Consider the following 17,694-nt stretch of genomic DNA (forward strand, 5'->3'; position numbering starts at 1 on the left):
AGAGGGGTCTGGGCGGCGTGCCTGCGGCGATAGGGTGAAGTCATGCCGATCAGGATCAGCCCCAGCATTCTCGCCGCAGACTTCGCGAACCTGGAACGCGACCTCGGCCGCATCCGCACCGCCGACCTCGTGCACGTCGACGTGATGGACAACCATTTCGTGCCGAACCTGACATTCGGGCTCCCCGTCGTCGAGCGCATCATGCAGGTCTCTGCGCTGCCCGTCGACGCGCACCTCATGATCGAGGATCCGGAACGGTGGGCACCGAAATTCGCCGAGGCCGGGGCGTTCTCCGTGACCTTCCACGGTGAGGCGACGACCAACCCGGTCGCGCTCGCCCGCAAACTCCGGGCAGCAGGCGCCCGCGCGGGCATCGCCCTGAAGCCGGGCACCGCCATCGAGCCGTACCTCGAGTTCCTCGCCGAATTCGACCAGGTCCTCGTGATGACCGTCGAGCCCGGTTTCGGCGGCCAGAGCTTCCTGCCGTCGACCATGCGCAAGCTCCATACGGTGGCGGATGCCGTCAGGGCCAGTGGCAGGGACATCTGGCTGCAGGTCGACGGCGGCATCACGGAGGAGACCATCGTCGTGGCCGCAGAGGCTGGCGCGGATACCTTCGTCGCCGGCTCGAGCGTGTTCGGTTTCCCGGATCCCGAGGCCCGGATCGCGCTCTTGAGGACTGCTGCGACCGCGCACTCGCACGCGCACTAGTAACCTAGGGGAGTGAAAACATTCGACAACCTCTTCGCTGAACTGGGCGAAAAAGCACTCAACCGGCCGGAAGGCTCCGGAACCGTCCGTGAACTCGACGCGGGAGTGCATGCCATCGGCAAGAAGATCGTCGAAGAAGCTGCCGAAGTCTGGATGGCCGCGGAGTTTCAGAGCGACGAGGAAACCGCCGCAGAGATGAGCCAGCTGCTCTACCACGTGCAGGTCATGATGCTGGCGAAGGGGCTCACCCTCGCCGACGTCTACAAGCACCTCTGAACCGGCCGCCGCAGCGGCCGCCGCCGCCGATAGCCCCGAGACGCCACCCCGAGAACTGACCTGCTGAGAGTGTTGAGATGCTGAGAATTGCCGTGCCCAACAAGGGCTCCCTGTCCGAAACCGCGGCACAGATGCTGCACGAGGCCGGGTACACCGGGCGTCGCGACCCGCGCGACCTCGTCGTGTCCGACCCGCGCAACGGCGTCGAGTTCTTCTACCTGCGTCCGCGGGACATCGCCACATACGTCGGCAGCGGGGCGCTCGACGTCGGAATCACCGGCCGGGACCTTCTGCTCGATTCCGGCTCCCCGGCACGGGAGATCGCGAGCCTCGACTTCGGCGACTCGACCTTCCGCTTCGCGGGCCCCGCCGGACGCTTCGGCGAGCTGAGCGACCTCGAAGGGCTCCGCGTCGCGACGAGCTACCCCGGTCTCGTCGAAGCCTTCCTGGCCCGTCACTCCGTCACGGTGACCCTCGTGACCCTCGACGGCGCCGTCGAGTCCGCCGTCCAACTGGGTGTCGCGGATGCTGTCGCCGACGTCGTCTCGACCGGAACGACCCTGCGCAAGGCCGGCCTCGAGATCTTCGGCCCGGTCATCCTCGAATCGACGGCGGTCCTGATCACCTCCGAGAACGAGAACGCCGGAATCCACACGCTCCTCCGCCGGCTGCAGGGCGTGCTCGTCGCCCGCCAGTACGTGCTGATGGACTACGACATCCCGCTCGTCAAACTCGACGCGGCCTGCCTGCTCGCCCCCGGAATCGAGTCACCCACGGTGTCGAGCCTGCACGACCCCGACTGGGTCGCCGTGCGCGTGATGGTCCCGCGTCACGACAGCAACCACGTCATGGACGCCCTCTACGAGCTCGGCGCCCGGGCCATCCTGATCAGCGCCATCCACAACGCCCGCCTGTAGAACCCGATTGTGGGCAGAATAGCAACGGGCGGAACAACACTGGGCAGCAGAGCCCCGGAGGTGCAATCGTGAGTCTTGCCGTGCGGGTCATTCCGTGCCTCGACGTGGCCAACGGCCGGGTCGTCAAGGGCGTCAACTTCCAGAACCTCAGGGACGCGGGCGACCCTGTCGAACTGGCGCGCCGGTACTACGAGCAGGGTGCAGACGAACTCACGTTCCTCGACGTCACCGCGACCGTCGACAACCGGGCGACGACGTACGACGTCGTGCGCGCCACCGCGGAGCAGGTCTTCATCCCGCTCACCGTCGGCGGCGGGATCCGGGGAGTCGAGGACGTCTCGCGGCTGCAGGCGAGCGGCGCTGACAAGGTCGGCGTCAACAGCGCCGCAATCCTCCGCCCTGCCCTGATCGGCGAGATCGCCGACCGCTTCGGTTCCCAGGTGCTCGTCCTGTCCCTCGACGTGAAGCGCAGCGACCGCACGGAGTCCGGGTTCGTCGTGACGACCCACGGCGGCCGCACGGAGACCGACCTCGACGCCCTCGCCTGGGCCAGGCTCGCGATCGAACTCGGAGCGGGGGAGCTGCTCGTCAACTCCATCGACGCGGACGGGACCAAGAGCGGCTTCGACCTCGAGCTGATCGGCCTCATGCGCGAAATCAGTACCGTACCTGTGATCGCATCCGGCGGCGCTGGACGGGTCGAAGACTTTCCGCCCGCGATCCTGGCAGGCGCAGACGCCGTCCTCGCGGCATCCGTCTTTCACAACGGGGAGCTCAGTATCGGAGACGTCAAACACGAACTCGCCAGGGAAGGACTCGTGGTGCGCTGATGACACCCCTGCAGACCATCGACGACGCCCTCGGGTGCGCCGCCTTCAATGCGGACGGTCTCCTGCCCGCCGTGATCCAGCAGTGGGACACCCGCGAGGTGCTCATGCTCGGCTGGATGAACGAGGAAGCCCTCCGGCGGACCTTCTCAGAGGGCCGCGTGACATTCTGGTCACGTTCGCGCCAGGAATACTGGCGCAAGGGCGACACGTCCGGGCACGCCCAGTACGTGCGCGGCGCCGCGTTCGACTGCGACGCCGACACCCTGCTCGTCCAGGTCGACCAGGTCGGCGGGGCCTGCCACACCGGCACCCGTACGTGCTTCGACGGGCGGGACATCGACGTCGCCCACGGCGCCAGGCCCGATGCGCCAGACCCCGATGCGCCAGACCCCGACGCGACAGACGGAGAACACGCATGACGACGGATGCCCAGACGAGCACGGCCGGCACGACGACGGCCGCGCAGTTCGACGCGCTGATTGCCGGGCACCGCGTCATCCCCGTGATCCGCGAACTCTTCGCGGACGGGGAGACCCCCGTCGGCATCTACCGCAAACTCGCGGCCGGCCAACCGGGCAGCTTCCTGCTCGAGTCGGCGGAACAGGGCGGCATCTGGTCGCGGTTCTCCTTCGTCGGGGTGTCGTCGTTCGGCGTCCTCACCCAGCAGGGTTCGGAAACCCGGTGGATCCCCTACGGCGTCGACGCAGCACGCGTCCTCGGCCCTGCAGCGGCCCAGCCGCCGCTCGAGGCCCTCGCCACCCTGTACGCCCGCTGGCAGACGCCGCGGCTTCCCGGACACCCGCCGTTGACCGGCGGTCTCGTCGGCTTCATCGGCTGGGAGGCCGTTCGCCAGTTGGAACGCCTGCCCAATCAGCCCACCGCAGACTATGACGTACCAGGCCAGGCCTTCAGTTTCGTGGCAGACCTCGTCGCAATCGACCACAAGTTCGGCACTGTCCAGCTGATCGCCAACGTCCTGAACGACGGGATCGACGCCGCGGACACGCTCTGGGCGACCGCCCAGGCCAGGCTCGATTCGATGCAGGCCAGGCTCGCCGTGCCAGCGGCAGCCTGGCTCGCCGAGGTTGACATGTCGGCCCCCGCGACGATGCGCGCCCGCACCAGCCGCGACGACTTCCTGGCCTCCGTCGACACCGCCAAGCGGCACATCGTCGACGGGGACATCTTCCAGGTCGTCATCTCCCAGCGTTTCGACCAGGAGTGCACGGCCGACCCGATCGACGTCTACCGGGTGCTCCGCAGCCTCAACCCGAGCCCGTACATGTACCTGCTCGGCCTCGAGTCCGCGACAGGGGAACCGTACTGGATCGTCGGATCGTCCCCTGAGGCCCTCGTCAAGGTCCAGAACGGGCGCGTGTTCACCCACCCGATCGCCGGATCCAAGCCGCGCGGTACCACCCCGGAGCAGGACGCCTCCTATGAAACCGAGCTCGCCGGTGACCCCAAGGAAGGTGCGGAACACCTGATGCTCGTCGACCTCGCCAGGAACGACCTGCTCAAGGTCTGCGCACCCGGCTCCGTCGAGGTCACCGAATTCAAGCGCATCGAGCGATTCAGCCACATCATGCACCTCGTCTCGTCCGTCGAGGGCAACCTGCTGCAGGGGAAGACGGCCATCGACGTGTTCCGGGCGACCTTCCCGGCCGGAACCCTGTCCGGGGCGCCGAAGCCGCGGGCGCTCGAAATCATCGACGATCTCGAGCCCACCCAGCGCGGTGTCTACGGGGGAGTGGTCGGCTACTTCGGGTTCGCCGGGGACGCGGACCTGGCCATCGCCATCCGCACCGCCACGATCAGCAACGGTGTGGCCAGGGTGCAGGCCGGGGGAGGCCTCGTCGCAGACTCCGATCCCGCGAGCGAGTTCCAGGAATCGGTCAACAAGGCCGCGGCACCGCTGCGCGCCGTCGCGATCGCCAACGCCATGAAGCGGGTGCACTAGGTGACGCGAACCGGCCGCACCCTCAAGCTCCGGCTGGTGCTCCTCGTGATCGCCGCGAGCGGACTCGCTCTCCTCGCCTGGAGCCAGGTCTGGATCGACGTACGCGTCGTGCAGGGGTCATCGACCGTCGACCTGCCGATCAGCGGTTCGACAGCAGCGGGCGCGCTGAGCGCCCTCGCCCTCGCCGGGCTCGCCCTCGCCGGCGCACTCACGATCGCGGGCCCCGTGATCCGGGTGGTGCTCGGCGCCCTCGAGGTGCTCCTCGGCTTCTCGGTGTCCCTCGGCGCCGCCCTCGCCATCGGCAACCCCGCCGCCGCGAGCGCGGCCGGGATCACGAAGGCGACCGGCATCGCGGGCAATGCCTCGATCCAGGACGGCGTCACGGCGGCCGCCCTCACGCCCTGGGCCTTCGCCGGCTTCGCGGCCGGTGCCATCATGGCCGTGGCCGGTGTCGCCATCCTCGTCACGACTCGCCGCTGGCCCGGCGCGACGAGTCGATACCAGGCCGTGCGCTTCGAGCCCGCGGACGGTGCACCCGGCAGCCAGCCGGCTGCTTCCGCCGGTGAAGACGAGCGAGAGGATGCCGTCATCACCTGGGACGGGCTGACCCGCGGCGACGATCCCACCGAGACGGCCGGTGACCGGTGATCGGCGCCGCCGCTAGACTTGAGCCGCAGCAGGATCCACATCCCCCGCGTCCGCAGATGACGCCCATGCGTACGCAGTTGACGCCCAGAAGGAGAACCATGAGCTTCGAGTCGGTAGACCCAGGCGAAGGCCACTCGATCGCGGCCTGGACGGCTGTCGTCGTCATGCTCGTCGCGATCACGATCGGCACCGTCGCCTTCTTCCTCGATGTGCCGTGGCTGGTATGGGCCTCTGCCGTCCTCCTCGTCCTCGGCCCGATCGCCGGGTTCGTACTGAGCCGGCTGGGCTACGGCGTCGCCGACGTCGCGCCGCACGAGAGTCATTAGCCGAGTGCTTTCCGAACTCCTCGCCGGGGCACTGTCAGACGCCGCTGAACGGCGTCTGACCCGTCCGTTCGCCGCCGTCGAATCGGCGGCCCTCGATCGCGCCCCCGCCATCGACGCCCTGCACGCCCTCACACCGGCAGACAGGGTCAAGATCATCGCGGAAGTGAAGCGGGCGAGTCCGTCCCGGGGCACCCTCGCCGAGATCTCGGACCCTGCCGCCCTCGCCGTCTCCTATGAGTTCGGCGGGGCAAGCGCCATCAGCGTGCTCACCGAGGGACGCCGCTTCCTCGGGTCCCTCGCCGACCTCGAGCAGGTGCGGGCCGCTGTGTCCGTCCCCGTGCTCCGCAAGGACTTCATCGGCGAGCCGTACCAGGTCCTCGAGGCCAGGGCTGCGGGCGCCGACCTCGTGTTGCTCATCGTCGCGGCACTCGACCAGGCCACCCTCGGGTCCCTCCAGGCCCTCGTCCGCGAACTCGGCATGACGGCCCTCGTCGAGACCCATAGCGCCGAAGAGGTCGACCGTGCACTGGATATCGGTGCAAGCCTCGTCGGGGTCAACGCCCGCGACCTGTCGACCTTCCAGCTGGACCAGGAGCTCTTCGGCCGCCTCGCCGACAGGATCCCCTCGGGTGTCGTCCGCGTCGCAGAATCAGCGGTCAAGACAGCCGCGGACGTCGCGCACTACCGTGCCGCCGGCGCCGACGTCGTCCTCGTCGGCGAAGCGCTTGTCACGAACGATCCCATCCTCACCCTCACCGAATTTCTGGCGGTCTAGATGTCCACGTTCCTTCGAACTGTGGTCCCCATGCTCACATCCCGTTGCACCGAATTTCTGGCGGTATAAATGTCCACGTCCCTTCGAACCGAAACAGGCCCGTACTTCGGCGACTTCGGAGGCCGGTTCGTCCCGGAGTCGCTCGTCGCAGCCCTCGACGAGCTCACGAGCGAATATGCGCTGGCCAAGGTCGACCCGGCCTTCGCCGCTGAGCTGATGGAACTGCACAGGAGCTATACCGGCCGACCGTCGATCATCACGGAGGTGCCGCGGTTCGCCGCGCACGCCGGTGGCGCCCGGGTGATCCTCAAGCGCGAAGACCTCAACCACACCGGGTCCCACAAGATCAACAACGCTCTCGGCCAGGCGCTTCTCACCAAGCGCATCGGCAAGACCCGGGTCATCGCCGAGACTGGCGCCGGCCAGCACGGCGTCGCGACCGCGACCGTCGCCGCGCTGTTCGGGCTCGAATGCGTCGTCTATATGGGCGAGGTCGACACCGAACGGCAGGCACTCAACGTCGCACGGATGCGCCTCCTCGGTGCAGAGGTCGTCTCCGTCCGTACCGGGTCGCGCACCCTGAAGGACGCGATCAATGACGCCATGCGCGACTGGGTCACGAACGTCGAGACGACCAACTACATCTTCGGCACCGTCGCAGGTCCGCACCCCTTCCCCGCGATGGTGCGCGACTTCCAGAAGATCATCGGAGAAGAAGCCCGCGCCCAAGTGCTCGAGCTCACCGGGCGCCTCCCCGACGCCGTCACCGCGTGCGTCGGCGGCGGTTCCAACGCCATCGGAATCTTCGACGCCTTCCTGGACGACCCCACCGTCGCCCTTTACGGGTACGAGGCGGGCGGTGAGGGCATCGAGACCCCGCGCCACGCCGCGACCCTGACCAAGGGACGCCCGGGGATCCTGCACGGGGCGCGCAGCCTCATGCTGCAGGACGAGGACGGCCAGACCGTCGAGTCGCACTCCATCTCGGCCGGACTCGACTACCCGGGGGTCGGACCAGAGCACTCCTGGCTCTCGACAATCGGCCGGGCGACGTACCTGCCGGTCACCGACGCCGCGGCGATGGACGCCTTCCGCCTCCTCAGCCGCACGGAGGGCATCATCCCGGCGATCGAGTCGGCCCATGCCCTCGCCGGAACCCTCGAGCTCGGCAAACGGCTCGGACCGGAGGCGACCATCCTGGTCAGCCTCAGCGGTCGCGGGGACAAGGACATGGAAACGGCGGGCCGATACTTCGACCTGCTCGACGAGGGTGCACAGCAGCTATGACCGCAACGACGAAGACCGGCACACCGATGACGCCCAACCGCACCAGCAGGGTCGAAGCCACGATCGCCCGGCGCAAGTCAGAGGGCGGCGGCGCCCTGATCGGCTACCTTCCCGTCGGTTTTCCCACCCTCGCTGAGAGTATCGAGGCCGCCGTCGCCCTCGCGAAGAACGGCGTCGACATCATCGAGCTCGGGTTGCCGTACTCCGACCCCGTGATGGACGGCCCTGTGATCCAGGCCGCCACCCAGCAGGCCCTCGCCAACGGTTTCCGGCTCCGCCACGGAATCGAAGCCGTCGCGGCGATCACCGCACGCGTCGACGCTCCGGTCCTCGTGATGACCTACTGGAACCCGATCCTGCAGTACGGGGTCGACCGCTTCGCCGACGACCTGCTCGCCGCGGGCGGCGCAGGCCTGATCACCCCCGACCTGATCCCCGACGATGCAGCGGACTGGTTCGCAGCGAGCGACCGCACCGGCCTCGACCGGGTCTTCCTCGCCGCGCCCTCGTCGTCAGACGAACGGCTCGCCCACGCGGTCGAGGTCAGCCGTGGTTTCGTTTACGCCGTCTCCACCATGGGCATCACCGGGGCGCGTTCCGACGTCGACTCCGCAGCCCGCGTCCTGGTCGACCGGCTGCGCCTCGCCGGTGCGACGAGCGCGTGCGTGGGCCTCGGAATCTCGACCCCGGAGCAGGTGCGCGAGATCCTCGGCTACGCGGACGGCGCCATCGTCGGTTCCGCGCTGGTCAAGGCGCTGTCCGACGGGGGAGTTCCGGCCCTCGGGGACCTCGCCGCCCGGCTTGCAGCCGGGGCGACCGGGATCCGCGTCGCCGTTTAGGGTAAGTTGACCGAGGCGAGCTTCCACGCTTCCCCGCTACGAAAGGTAATACCCAGGTGTCTTTTCTGCTGAGCATTCCGAGCCCCGGCCCCGAGTGGAGCTATTTCGACCTCGGCATGTTCCGGGTCCACGCGTACGCGTTGTGCATCCTGGCCGGCATCATTGCGGCGACGGTCATGACGAGCAGGCGCCTCAGCAATCGCGGCGCCGAGCCGGGCGTCGTGCTCGACATCATCCTCTGGGCCGTCCCGCTCGGCATCGTCGGCGCCCGGGCGTATCACGTGCTCACTCACCCAGCCGACTACTTCTTCGCCGGTGCGAACCCCTGGGAGGTCTTCGCGATCTGGAACGGCGGAAACGCCATCTTCGGAGCGCTCATCGGAGGTGCCGTCGGCGCGTACATCGGCTGCCGGATCTCCGGCGTGAAATTCTGGTCCTTCGCGGATGCCCTCGCTCCCGGAATGCTCATCGCCCAGGCGATGGGACGCCTCGGCAACTGGTTCAACACCGAACTGTTCGGCCTGCCGACCACCCTGCCCTGGGGACTCGAGGTGCCGTCGACCAACGCGGCTTTCCCCGTCGGGCTCCCGGCCGGCACCCTGTTCCACCCGACCTTCCTCTACGAGATGATCTGGAACACGATCGGTGTGATCCTGATCCTCCTCATCGAGCGCCGGATCACGCTCCGCTGGGGACGCGCCTTCGGCGTCTACCTGGTCTGGTATGGCCTCGGCCGCACGTTCTTCGAATCGATCCGCATCGACCCGAGCGAGATCTTCTTCGGCATCCGCACCAACGTCTGGGCCGCGATCATCGCAGTGGTCCTCGGCATCATCCTCATCGTGGTGCAGGGCCGCAGGCACCCCGGACTCGAAGTCAGCGTCTATCGCCAGGGTCGGGAGTGGAAGCGCCCCATCCCTGAGGTAGAATCTGAAGAGTTTGATACGGATTTCGAGGACCACGGTGATGAGGCCGTCGAACCCGCCGCATCGGGCGACGTTGCAGCCACAAGCACCAGCAACCCGCGCCTCCAGGCCTGAGACCGTACACGCGGCTCCCGCCTCCCTCCCGGCACGACGGGTCGGCGCGCAACTGTACGCAGATGATCTCCACCCCCGCGGGCCAGCGTCGTCCCCACTTGCCAGCTATCTCTGAGGACGGTCCCATGCCGCAGTCACCCCTCTTTTCCCGCTTCAGCACCGTTCCCCAGCCCCAGGGGCTGTACAACCCTGCCGACGAACGGGACGCCTGCGGGCTCGCCATGGTCGCGACACTGCGCGGAACCGCCGGGCACGACATCATCACGATCGCCCTCGACGCCCTCCGGAACCTCGAACACCGGGGCGCGGTCGGATCCGACGCCGGAACCGGCGACGGCGCCGGCATCATCACCCAGATCCCGCACGACTTCCTGAGCCAGGTCGTCGAATTCGAGCTTCCCGCCGCCGGGCGGTATGCCGTCGGCAACGTGTTCCTCCCGACAGACCCGACCGAACGCAGCGCCGTCAAGCGCCAGATCGGCCGGATCGCCCAGGAGGAGTGCCTCGAGATCCTCGGCTGGCGCGAAGTGCCCGTGCGCCCCGACGAGGTCGGAAACCTGGCCAGGGCGGCCATGCCCGCGATTCAGCAGCTCTTCGTCCAGAGTTCACGCACGGAGGACGACGGTGAACGCGTCGCGGATATCGCGCTCGACCGCCAGACCGTCCGGCTGCGGAAGCGCGCGGAGCGGGAACTCGAGACGTACTTCGCGTCGCTCTCCTGCCGCACCCTGGTCTACAAGGGCATGGTGACGACCCTCCAGCTCGAACCCTTCTACCCGGACCTCTCCGATCCGCGCTTCGTCTCGAAGCTCGCCCTTGTGCACTCCCGGTACTCGACGAACACCTTCCCGTCCTGGCCGCTCGCGCAGCCGTTCCGGATGATCGCGCACAACGGCGAGATCAACACCGTGCAGGGCAACCGCAACTGGATGCGCGCGCGCCAGTCCCAGCTCGAATCCTCCCTGCTCGGAGACCTCGCCCCGCTGCTGCCGATCGTCACCCCTGGCGGCAGCGACTCCGCGTCCTTCGACGAGGTCGTCGAGCTCCTGAGCCTCTCCGGCCGCTCCCTGCCGCACGCCGTCATGATGATGGTGCCGGAGGCCTGGGAGAACCAGACCGCGCTCGACGAGGAACGACGCGCGTTCTACGAATACCACTCGATGCTGATGGAGCCGTGGGACGGTCCTGCGGCGATCGTCTTCACCGACGGTTCCCTCGTCGGCGCCACGCTCGACCGCAACGGGCTCCGCCCCGGCCGGTACCTGATCACCGACGACGGCCTCGTCGTGCTCGCGAGCGAGATCGGCGTGCTCGACATCGACCCCGCCCGAGTGGTCCGCAAGGGCCGGCTTCGCCCCGGCAAGATGTTCCTCGTCGACACCGTCGCGGGCCGGCTGATCGAGGACGACGAGATCAAGGCCGAACTCGCCGCGATGGAACCGTGGGGGGACTGGCTCGACTCCGGGCGGATCAACCTCAAGGACCTCCCCGAGCGCGAGCACATCGTGCACCCGCCGGCATCCGTCGTGCGCCGCCAGCGCACCTTCGGCTACACCGAAGAAGAAGTGCGCATCCTGCTCGCCCCGATGGCCCGCACCGGCGGGGAACCCCTCGGCGCCATGGGCAGCGACACGCCGATCGCCGTTCTGAGCGACCGGCCTCGGCTCATCTTCGACTACTTCACCCAGCAGTTCGCCCAGGTGACCAACCCGCCCCTCGACTCGATCCGGGAGGAGGTCGTGACCTCCCTCAAGCTCGGACTCGGGCCGGAGCGGAACCTCCTGTCCGTCGGGCCGGAGCACGCGCGCCAGGTCGTCCTGGACTTCCCGGTCATCGACAACGACGAACTCGCCAAGATCCAGCACATCGACCCCGCCCCCGGCAGCCGGACGACCTCCACCATCCGCGGACTGTACCGTTTCGACGATGGCCCGGACGCCCTCGCCAACCGCATCGACGCGATGTGCCTCCAAGTCGACGAGGCCATCGAGGCCGGAGCGCGTTTCATCGTGCTCTCCGACCGTGATTCCAACAAGGACCTCGCGCCGATCCCGTCGCTCCTGATGATCGCCGCCGTGCACCACCACCTGATCCGCACGGAAAACCGGATGAAGGTCGGCATCGTCGTCGAGGCCGGTGACGTGCGCGAGGTACACCACGTCGCGCTCCTGATCGGCTACGGAGCCTCAGCGGTCAACCCGTACCTCGCGATGGAGACCTGCGAGGACCTGGTTCGCAGCGGGTACATCACGAACGTCTCACCCGAGAAGGCCGTGCGCAACGTCATCAAGGCCCTGGGCAAGGGCGTGCTCAAGATCATGTCCAAGATGGGCATCTCGACGGTGTCGTCCTATGCGGGAGCCCAGACCTTCGAGGCCGTCGGCCTGAGCCAGGCCTTCGTCGCCCAGTACTTCACCGGCACGACGAGCAAGCTCGGCGGCATCGGCATCGATGTCATCGCCGCGGAAAACGAAGCACGGCACGCCTCCGCCTACCCGGAAGATGCAGCGGTCACGGCGCACGAACGCCTCAGCACCGGCGGCGAGTACCAGTGGCGCCGCGACGGCTCCCCGCACCTGTTCAACCCGGAGACGATCTTCCGGCTCCAGCACGCGACCAGGACCGGCCGTTACGACATCTTCCGCGAGTACACCAAACTCGTCGACGACCAGGCCGAGAGCCTCATGACGCTCCGCGGCATGTTCACCTTCGACACGCACAAGCGGCACCCCGTGCCCCTCGACGAGGTCGAATCGGTCGCGTCGATCGTCACGCGCTTCGCAACCGGTGCGATGAGCTACGGCTCGATCTCCCCGGAGGCCCACGAAACCCTTGCGATCGCCATGAACCGGATCGGCGGCAAGTCGAACACCGGGGAGGGCGGCGAGGACCTCGACCGGCTGATCGACCCGCAGCGCCGCAGCGCCGTCAAGCAGGTCGCCTCCGGGCGGTTCGGCGTGACGAGCATGTACCTGTCCCACGCCGACGACATCCAGATCAAACTCGCCCAGGGAGCAAAGCCCGGTGAGGGCGGTCAGCTGCCGCCGACCAAGGTGTACCCCTGGATCGCGCGCACCCGGCACGCCACGGCGGGCGTCGGCCTGATCTCACCGCCGCCGCACCACGACATCTACTCGATCGAAGACCTCAAGCAGCTCATCTTCGACCTCAAACGGGCGAACCCGGATGCTCGCATCCACACGAAGCTCGTCAGCCAGTCCGGCATCGGAGCGGTCGCTGCCGGCGTCGCCAAGGCGCTGTCGGACGTGATCCTGGTCTCCGGCCATGACGGCGGCACCGGGGCGAGCCCGCTCAACTCGCTCAAGCACGCGGGGACGCCCTGGGAACTCGGACTCGCGGAAACCCAGCAGACCCTGATGCTCAATGGCCTGCGTGACCGCGTCGTCCTGCAGGTCGACGGCCAGCTCAAGACCGGCAGGGACGTCATCATTGGCGCGCTGCTCGGAGCGGAGGAGTTCGGCTTCGCGACCGCACCCCTGATCGTCGAGGGCTGCGTCATGATGCGGGTCTGTCACCTCGACACCTGCCCTGTCGGCGTCGCCACCCAGAACCCCGAACTGCGCAAGCGCTTCACGGGCAAGGCAGACCATGTCGTTAACTTCTTCGAGTTCATCGCCCAGGAGGTGCGCGAGTACCTCGCGGAGCTCGGCTTCCGCAGCCTCCGGGAGGCCGTAGGCCACCACGAGATCCTCGACGTCGATGGCGCGCTCGAACACTGGAAGGCAGCGGGCCTCGACCTCGCGCCGATCCTCGACGGACCTGACTTCCCGGATTCCGAGCCGAGACAGTTCGGTCGACCCCAGGAACACGAACTCGACAAGCACTTCGACAACGAGCTCATCAGGCGCGCGGGAAGCGTGCTCGAGCACGGCGGCCGGGTCGAGATCGCCCTGCCGATCCGCAACACCGAACGGGCCGTCGGCACGATGCTCGGCCACGAGGTGACGATCCGGCACGGCGAGAACGGCCTTCCGGCCGGCTCGATCGACGTGACGCTGACCGGTTCGGCCGGACAGTCTTTCGGGGCCTTCCTGCCAGGCGGGATCACCCTCAGGCTGGAAGGCGACTCGAACGACTACGTCGGAAAGGGTCTCTCCGGCGGTCAGATCGTGGTTCGCCCCGACCGCTTGAGCATCTTCTCCGCCGAGGAGAACGTCATTGCCGGCAACGTGATCGGCTACGGCGCCACCCAGGGCACCATGTTCATCTGCGGCATCGTCGGTGAACGGTTCCTGGTACGCAACTCCGGAGCGACCGCGGTCGTCGAAGGCGTCGGGGACCACGCCCTCGAATACATGACGGGCGGGCTCGCCCTGATCCTCGGCCAGACCGGGCGCAATCTCGGTGCGGGCATGAGCGGCGGCACCGCATACGTGTACGGACTCCGCACGGAGGACGTCAACAGCCAAGCGCTCGAGTCAGGGGAGCTCACGCTCCTCCCGCTCGGAAGCGCCGACAGGGAGATCGTCAGCGATCTCCTCGAGCAACACCGGGACCAGACGGATTCCGTGCTCGCCGCGGCTCTCCTGTCGGATCTCGAAACAACCATGTCCACATTCGTCAAGGTGCTGCCGCGGGACTACGCCGCGGTCCTGGCGACCAGGCAGAGCGCCGTCGCCGAGGGTCTCGACCCCGACGGCGACGTCGTCTGGAACCGCATCCTGGAGGTTACCAATGGCTGATCCGAAGGGATTCCTCACGACGAAGGCGCGCGAACTGCCGCCGCGTCGCCCGGTGTCCGTGCGGCTGATGGACTGGAAAGAGGTCTACGAACAGGGAGACGCCGCCGTTCTCAAACGGCAGGCCGGCCGTTGCATGGACTGCGGTGTTCCCTTCTGCCACCAGGGCTGCCCGCTCGGCAACCTGATCCCCGAGTGGAACGATCTCACCTGGCGGGAGGAAGGCAGGCAGGCCATCGAGCGCCTGCACTCCACGAACAACTTCCCTGAGTTCACCGGACGACTCTGCCCCGCCCCGTGCGAGTCGGCGTGCGTCCTCGCGATCAGCCAGCCTGCCGTGACGATCAAGCAGGTCGAGGTCTCGATCATCGACCAGGCCTTCTCCAACGGTTGGGTGCAGCCGCAGCCGCCGGGGCGCCTGACCGGTAAGACGGTTGCCGTCGTCGGATCAGGGCCCGCGGGTCTCGCCGCGGCCCAGCAGCTCACCCGTGCAGGTCACACGGTCGCCGTGTTCGAACGCGACGACAGGATCGGCGGCCTGCTCCGCTACGGCATCCCGGACTTCAAGATGGAGAAGAAGCACCTCGACCTGCGCCTTGCGCAGATGACGGCGGAGGGAACCCGGTTCCGCGCCGGCGTGAACATCGGCGTCGACATCACCTGGGACGACCTCCGTGCCCGGTACGACGCCGTGGTCGTCGCGACCGGTGCGCTCGTACCCCGCGACCTGCCCATCCCTGGCCGTGACCTCCCCGGTGTGCACTTCGCGATGGAATACCTCGTGCAGCAGAACCGCACGGGCGCAGGGGACACGGTCGACAGCCAGATCACCGCGGAGGGCAAGCATGTCGTCGTCCTCGGTGGTGGTGACACCGGCGCCGACTGCATCGGCACTTCGCACCGCCAGCTCGCGGCATCCGTCACGAACCTCGCGATCGGCAGGCAGCCCGGCACAGAACGGCCCGAACACCAGCCGTGGCCGATGTCCGCGACCCTGTTCGAGGTTTCGAGCGCCCACGAAGAGGGCGGCACCCGCGAATACCTCGCCTCGACGATCGAGTTCCTCTCCAACGAGGCCGGCGAGGTTCGCGCCATCCGCGTCGCGGAAACCGAGTACCTCGATGGCCGGCGCGTGCCCAAGGCCGGTACGGAACGTGAAATCCCCGCGGACCTCGTACTCCTCGCACTCGGATTCACCGGCCCGGAATCGGCGGAGCTCACCAGCCAGCTGCACGTGCCGCTCGATGGGCGGAGTAATGTCGTTCGAGACGGTAACTACCAAACCAGCCATGAGGGCGTGTTCGTCGCCGGCGATGCCGGTCGCGGACAGTCCCTCATCGTCTGGGCGATCGCTGAAGGTCGTGCTGCTGCAGCCGCCGTCGATCGATTCCTCGAAGGTGAGACACAACTACCTGCTCCGGTCAAACCGACCGACCATGCCTTCGCCATCTAACGGTCCCTGTGAAGTGAGCGATTAGCCGGAGGACGCCACCAAGCGGCCTCCAGAACCACAGATCAAGAATGCGCCTACCCGGCGCGGAAAACGGAGCACTTTCAGAATGAGACGCGCCAAAATTGTCGCTACCCTCGGGCCGGCAGCCGCCAGTTACGATCAAATTCGAGCCCTGATCGATGCGGGTGTCGATGTCTGCCGGATGAACCTGAGCCATGGTGACTACACCGTGCACGAGGCCGTCTACGCGAACATCCGCAAGGCAGCGAATGATTCCGGTCGTGCGGTCGCCGTCCTGGTCGACCTGCAGGGCCCGAAGATCCGGCTCGGCAAATTCGAGGGCGGCCCTTATGAACTGGCCGTCGGCGACATCTTTAAGATCACAACGGACGATGTCCTCGGCACGAGGGAACTATCCGGCACGACATACAAGGGCCTGCCCAACGACGTCAAGCCCGGCGACTTCCTCTTGATCGACGACGGCAAGGTCAAGGTCGAGGTCGTCGCGACAAATGGCATCGTCGTCACGACGCGCGTCGTCGTCGCAGGCCCGGTCTCGAACAACAAGGGCATCAACCTGCCCGGCGTTGCCGTTAACGTTCCCGCGCTGTCCGAGAAGGACGAAGCAGACCTGCGCTGGGGCCTCCGCCTCGGCACCGACCTGATCGCCCTCTCCTTCGTGCGCGACGCGGCCGACATCACCCGCGTGCACGAGATCATGGCTGAGGAGGGCCGCAAGGTCCCCGTCATCGCCAAGATCGAGAAGCCGCAGGCCGTGGAGCACCTCGAAGAGATCATCGACGCATTCGACTCGATCATGGTCGCCCGTGGCGACCTCGGAGTCGAGCTTCCGCTCGAAGCCGTGCCGATCGTGCAGAAGCACGCCGTCGAGCTCGCTCGTCGGATGGCCAAGCCGGTCATCGTCGCGACGCAGATGCTCGAATCGATGATTCACAGCCCGGTCCCGACGCGTGCAGAAACGTCCGACGTCGCGAACGCCGTTCTCGACGGCGCGGACGCGGTCATGCTCAGTGGCGAGACCAGCGTCGGCGAATACCCCGTCGTCACGGTTCAGACCATGGCGCGGATCGTCGCATCCACCGAAGACCACGGCCTGGAGCGCATTGCTCCGCTGACGAACAAGCCGCGCACCCAGGGCGGGGCGATCACCCTCGCCGCGATCGAGGTAGCCGAGTTCGTCGACGCGAAGTACCTCTGCATCTTCACCGAATCCGGAGACTCCGCCCGCCGGATGTCCCGCCTGCGCTCGAAGATCCCGATGCTCGCCTTCACGCCTGAGCCCGGCATCCGGCGCCGCCTCGCGCTCACCTGGGGCGTGCAGACGTACCTCGTGGACCGGGTCACGCACACGGACGCCATGTTCGGCCAGGTCGACGACATCCTGCTCGGCCAGGGCCTGGCCCAGCTCGGTGACAAGGTCGTCGTCATCAGCGGTTCCCCTCCCGGAATCGCCGGCTCGACGAACGACATCCGGGTGCACCGCATCGGCGACGCCCACAACGAGGTTGCTCCGGCATACGTCAAGCAGTAGTCCCGTTGGAAGGAAAGCCCCGTCGACCGTTTTGGTCGGCGGGGTTTTTTGCGTTCGTCGGCGCCGTCGACCCGTGGGTCAGGCTTCCGTGCCCAGGAACGCGATGGCCGCGTCGCGGAATGCGCGGGAAGTCGGGGCGTCGAAGTGGTTGCGGCCGGGGATCTCGAAGAACGATCCGGCAGGCGTGGCCTCCGCGAGGGCCCGCGAAGCCTCGAGGATGCGAGTAGACCGCGCAGGCGACCTCGTCGAGCAGGCGTAGCGGTGGGCGGGCGCTGCTCGAGTGTTCATCGTCCACTCTTTGACCAGGCCGGCGACCGGGACGAGCGCTGCGGGGAGCGGCCAGGTCTCTGGCCCGGGCCGCTACTGTAGACGGGTGAGTG

The 17,694-nt window shown here is 67.6% G+C and carries 16 protein-coding genes; 15 read left to right on the forward strand and 1 reads right to left on the reverse strand.

Features of this window, described 5'->3' with window-relative positions:
- Nucleotides 1-42: 42 nt before the first annotated feature.
- From rpe to pyk, 15 genes are all read left to right on the forward strand, one after another.
- Nucleotides 43-711 (forward strand): ribulose-phosphate 3-epimerase, encoded by a 669-nt coding sequence (rpe, locus tag RCH22_RS06035; RefSeq protein ID WP_327013174.1) that lies wholly within the window; start codon nucleotides 43-45, stop codon nucleotides 709-711.
- Between the two features lie 12 nt (nucleotides 712-723).
- Nucleotides 724-987, forward strand: a complete 264-nt coding sequence (locus RCH22_RS06040; protein WP_134448739.1) for a phosphoribosyl-ATP diphosphatase — start codon at nucleotides 724-726, stop codon at nucleotides 985-987.
- 77 nt (nucleotides 988-1,064) lie between these two features.
- Nucleotides 1,065-1,904 (forward strand): ATP phosphoribosyltransferase, encoded by an 840-nt coding sequence (gene hisG, locus RCH22_RS06045; protein ID WP_327013175.1) that lies wholly within the window; start codon nucleotides 1,065-1,067, stop codon nucleotides 1,902-1,904.
- A 68-nt stretch (nucleotides 1,905-1,972) separates the two neighbouring features.
- Nucleotides 1,973-2,734 carry an imidazole glycerol phosphate synthase subunit HisF gene (gene hisF / locus RCH22_RS06050; RefSeq protein WP_327013176.1) on the forward strand — a complete coding sequence of 254 codons (762 nt, stop codon included), beginning with the start codon at nucleotides 1,973-1,975 and terminating at the stop codon, nucleotides 2,732-2,734.
- Complete coding sequence (gene hisI / locus RCH22_RS06055; RefSeq protein WP_327013177.1) at nucleotides 2,734-3,153, forward strand: phosphoribosyl-AMP cyclohydrolase; 420 nt, start codon at nucleotides 2,734-2,736, stop codon at nucleotides 3,151-3,153. Before hisF ends, hisI begins: the two co-directional genes overlap by 1 nt.
- Nucleotides 3,150-4,694 (forward strand): anthranilate synthase component I, encoded by a 1,545-nt coding sequence (locus tag RCH22_RS06060; protein ID WP_327013178.1) that lies wholly within the window; start codon nucleotides 3,150-3,152, stop codon nucleotides 4,692-4,694. The genes hisI and RCH22_RS06060 overlap by 4 nt, the downstream gene beginning before the upstream one ends.
- Nucleotides 4,695-5,342, forward strand: coding sequence for a Trp biosynthesis-associated membrane protein (locus RCH22_RS06065; protein WP_327013179.1), 648 nt, complete (start codon nucleotides 4,695-4,697; stop codon nucleotides 5,340-5,342).
- A 98-nt stretch (nucleotides 5,343-5,440) separates the two neighbouring features.
- Nucleotides 5,441-5,668, forward strand: coding sequence for a DUF6704 family protein (locus RCH22_RS06070; protein WP_327013180.1), 228 nt, complete (start codon nucleotides 5,441-5,443; stop codon nucleotides 5,666-5,668).
- Between the two features lie 4 nt (nucleotides 5,669-5,672).
- Nucleotides 5,673-6,443, forward strand: a complete 771-nt coding sequence (gene trpC, locus RCH22_RS06075) for an indole-3-glycerol phosphate synthase TrpC (RefSeq protein ID WP_327013181.1) — start codon at nucleotides 5,673-5,675, stop codon at nucleotides 6,441-6,443.
- Between the two features lie 69 nt (nucleotides 6,444-6,512).
- Nucleotides 6,513-7,730 carry a tryptophan synthase subunit beta gene (trpB, locus tag RCH22_RS06080; protein WP_327013182.1) on the forward strand — a complete coding sequence of 406 codons (1,218 nt, stop codon included), beginning with the start codon at nucleotides 6,513-6,515 and terminating at the stop codon, nucleotides 7,728-7,730.
- Between the two features lie 26 nt (nucleotides 7,731-7,756).
- Entirely contained in the window at nucleotides 7,757-8,569 is an 813-nt protein-coding gene (gene trpA / locus RCH22_RS06085) for a tryptophan synthase subunit alpha (RefSeq protein WP_327015466.1), read from the forward strand.
- Nucleotides 8,570-8,625: 56 nt separating this feature from the next.
- Nucleotides 8,626-9,609 carry a prolipoprotein diacylglyceryl transferase gene (gene lgt / locus RCH22_RS06090; RefSeq protein ID WP_327013183.1) on the forward strand — a complete coding sequence of 328 codons (984 nt, stop codon included), beginning with the start codon at nucleotides 8,626-8,628 and terminating at the stop codon, nucleotides 9,607-9,609.
- Nucleotides 9,610-9,734: 125 nt separating this feature from the next.
- Nucleotides 9,735-14,312, forward strand: a complete 4,578-nt coding sequence (gltB, locus tag RCH22_RS06095; protein ID WP_327013184.1) for a glutamate synthase large subunit — start codon at nucleotides 9,735-9,737, stop codon at nucleotides 14,310-14,312.
- Nucleotides 14,305-15,762 carry a glutamate synthase subunit beta gene (locus RCH22_RS06100; protein ID WP_327013185.1) on the forward strand — a complete coding sequence of 486 codons (1,458 nt, stop codon included), beginning with the start codon at nucleotides 14,305-14,307 and terminating at the stop codon, nucleotides 15,760-15,762. The genes gltB and RCH22_RS06100 overlap by 8 nt, the downstream gene beginning before the upstream one ends.
- A 106-nt stretch (nucleotides 15,763-15,868) precedes the next feature.
- A complete protein-coding gene (gene pyk / locus RCH22_RS06105; protein ID WP_327013186.1) occupies nucleotides 15,869-17,314 on the forward strand; it encodes a pyruvate kinase in 1,446 nt (481 codons plus the stop codon).
- Nucleotides 17,315-17,392: 78 nt separating this feature from the next.
- Here the strand turns inward: pyk and RCH22_RS06110 are convergent, their stop codons facing one another.
- A complete protein-coding gene (locus RCH22_RS06110) occupies nucleotides 17,393-17,602 on the reverse strand; it encodes a hypothetical protein (RefSeq protein ID WP_327013187.1) in 210 nt (69 codons plus the stop codon).
- Nucleotides 17,603-17,694: the final 92 nt, after the last annotated feature.

It is taken from the genome of Cryobacterium sp. GrIS_2_6, assembly GCF_035984545.1.
Lineage (GTDB): Bacteria > Actinomycetota > Actinomycetes > Actinomycetales > Microbacteriaceae > Cryobacterium.

Excerpts from the sequence above, each read along its gene's own strand:
- rpe (WP_327013174.1), top strand. The coding sequence starts at position 43 with ATGCCGATCAGGATCAGCCCCAGCATTCTCGCCGCAGACTTCGCGAAC.
- hisG (WP_327013175.1), top strand. The coding sequence starts at position 1,065 with ATGCTGAGAATTGCCGTGCCCAACAAGGGCTCCCTGTCCGAAACCGCG.
- hisI (WP_327013177.1), top strand. The coding sequence starts at position 2,734 with ATGACACCCCTGCAGACCATCGACGACGCCCTCGGGTGCGCCGCCTTC.
- RCH22_RS06060 (WP_327013178.1), top strand. The coding sequence starts at position 3,150 with ATGACGACGGATGCCCAGACGAGCACGGCCGGCACGACGACGGCCGCG.
- RCH22_RS06070 (WP_327013180.1), top strand. The coding sequence starts at position 5,441 with ATGAGCTTCGAGTCGGTAGACCCAGGCGAAGGCCACTCGATCGCGGCC.
- trpB (WP_327013182.1), top strand. The coding sequence starts at position 6,513 with ATGTCCACGTCCCTTCGAACCGAAACAGGCCCGTACTTCGGCGACTTC.
- trpA (WP_327015466.1), top strand. The coding sequence starts at position 7,757 with ATGACGCCCAACCGCACCAGCAGGGTCGAAGCCACGATCGCCCGGCGC.
- gltB (WP_327013184.1), top strand. The coding sequence starts at position 9,735 with ATGCCGCAGTCACCCCTCTTTTCCCGCTTCAGCACCGTTCCCCAGCCC.
- RCH22_RS06100 (WP_327013185.1), top strand. The coding sequence starts at position 14,305 with ATGGCTGATCCGAAGGGATTCCTCACGACGAAGGCGCGCGAACTGCCG.
- pyk (WP_327013186.1), top strand. The coding sequence starts at position 15,869 with ATGAGACGCGCCAAAATTGTCGCTACCCTCGGGCCGGCAGCCGCCAGT.
- RCH22_RS06110 (WP_327013187.1), bottom strand. The coding sequence starts at position 17,602 with ATGAACACTCGAGCAGCGCCCGCCCACCGCTACGCCTGCTCGACGAGG.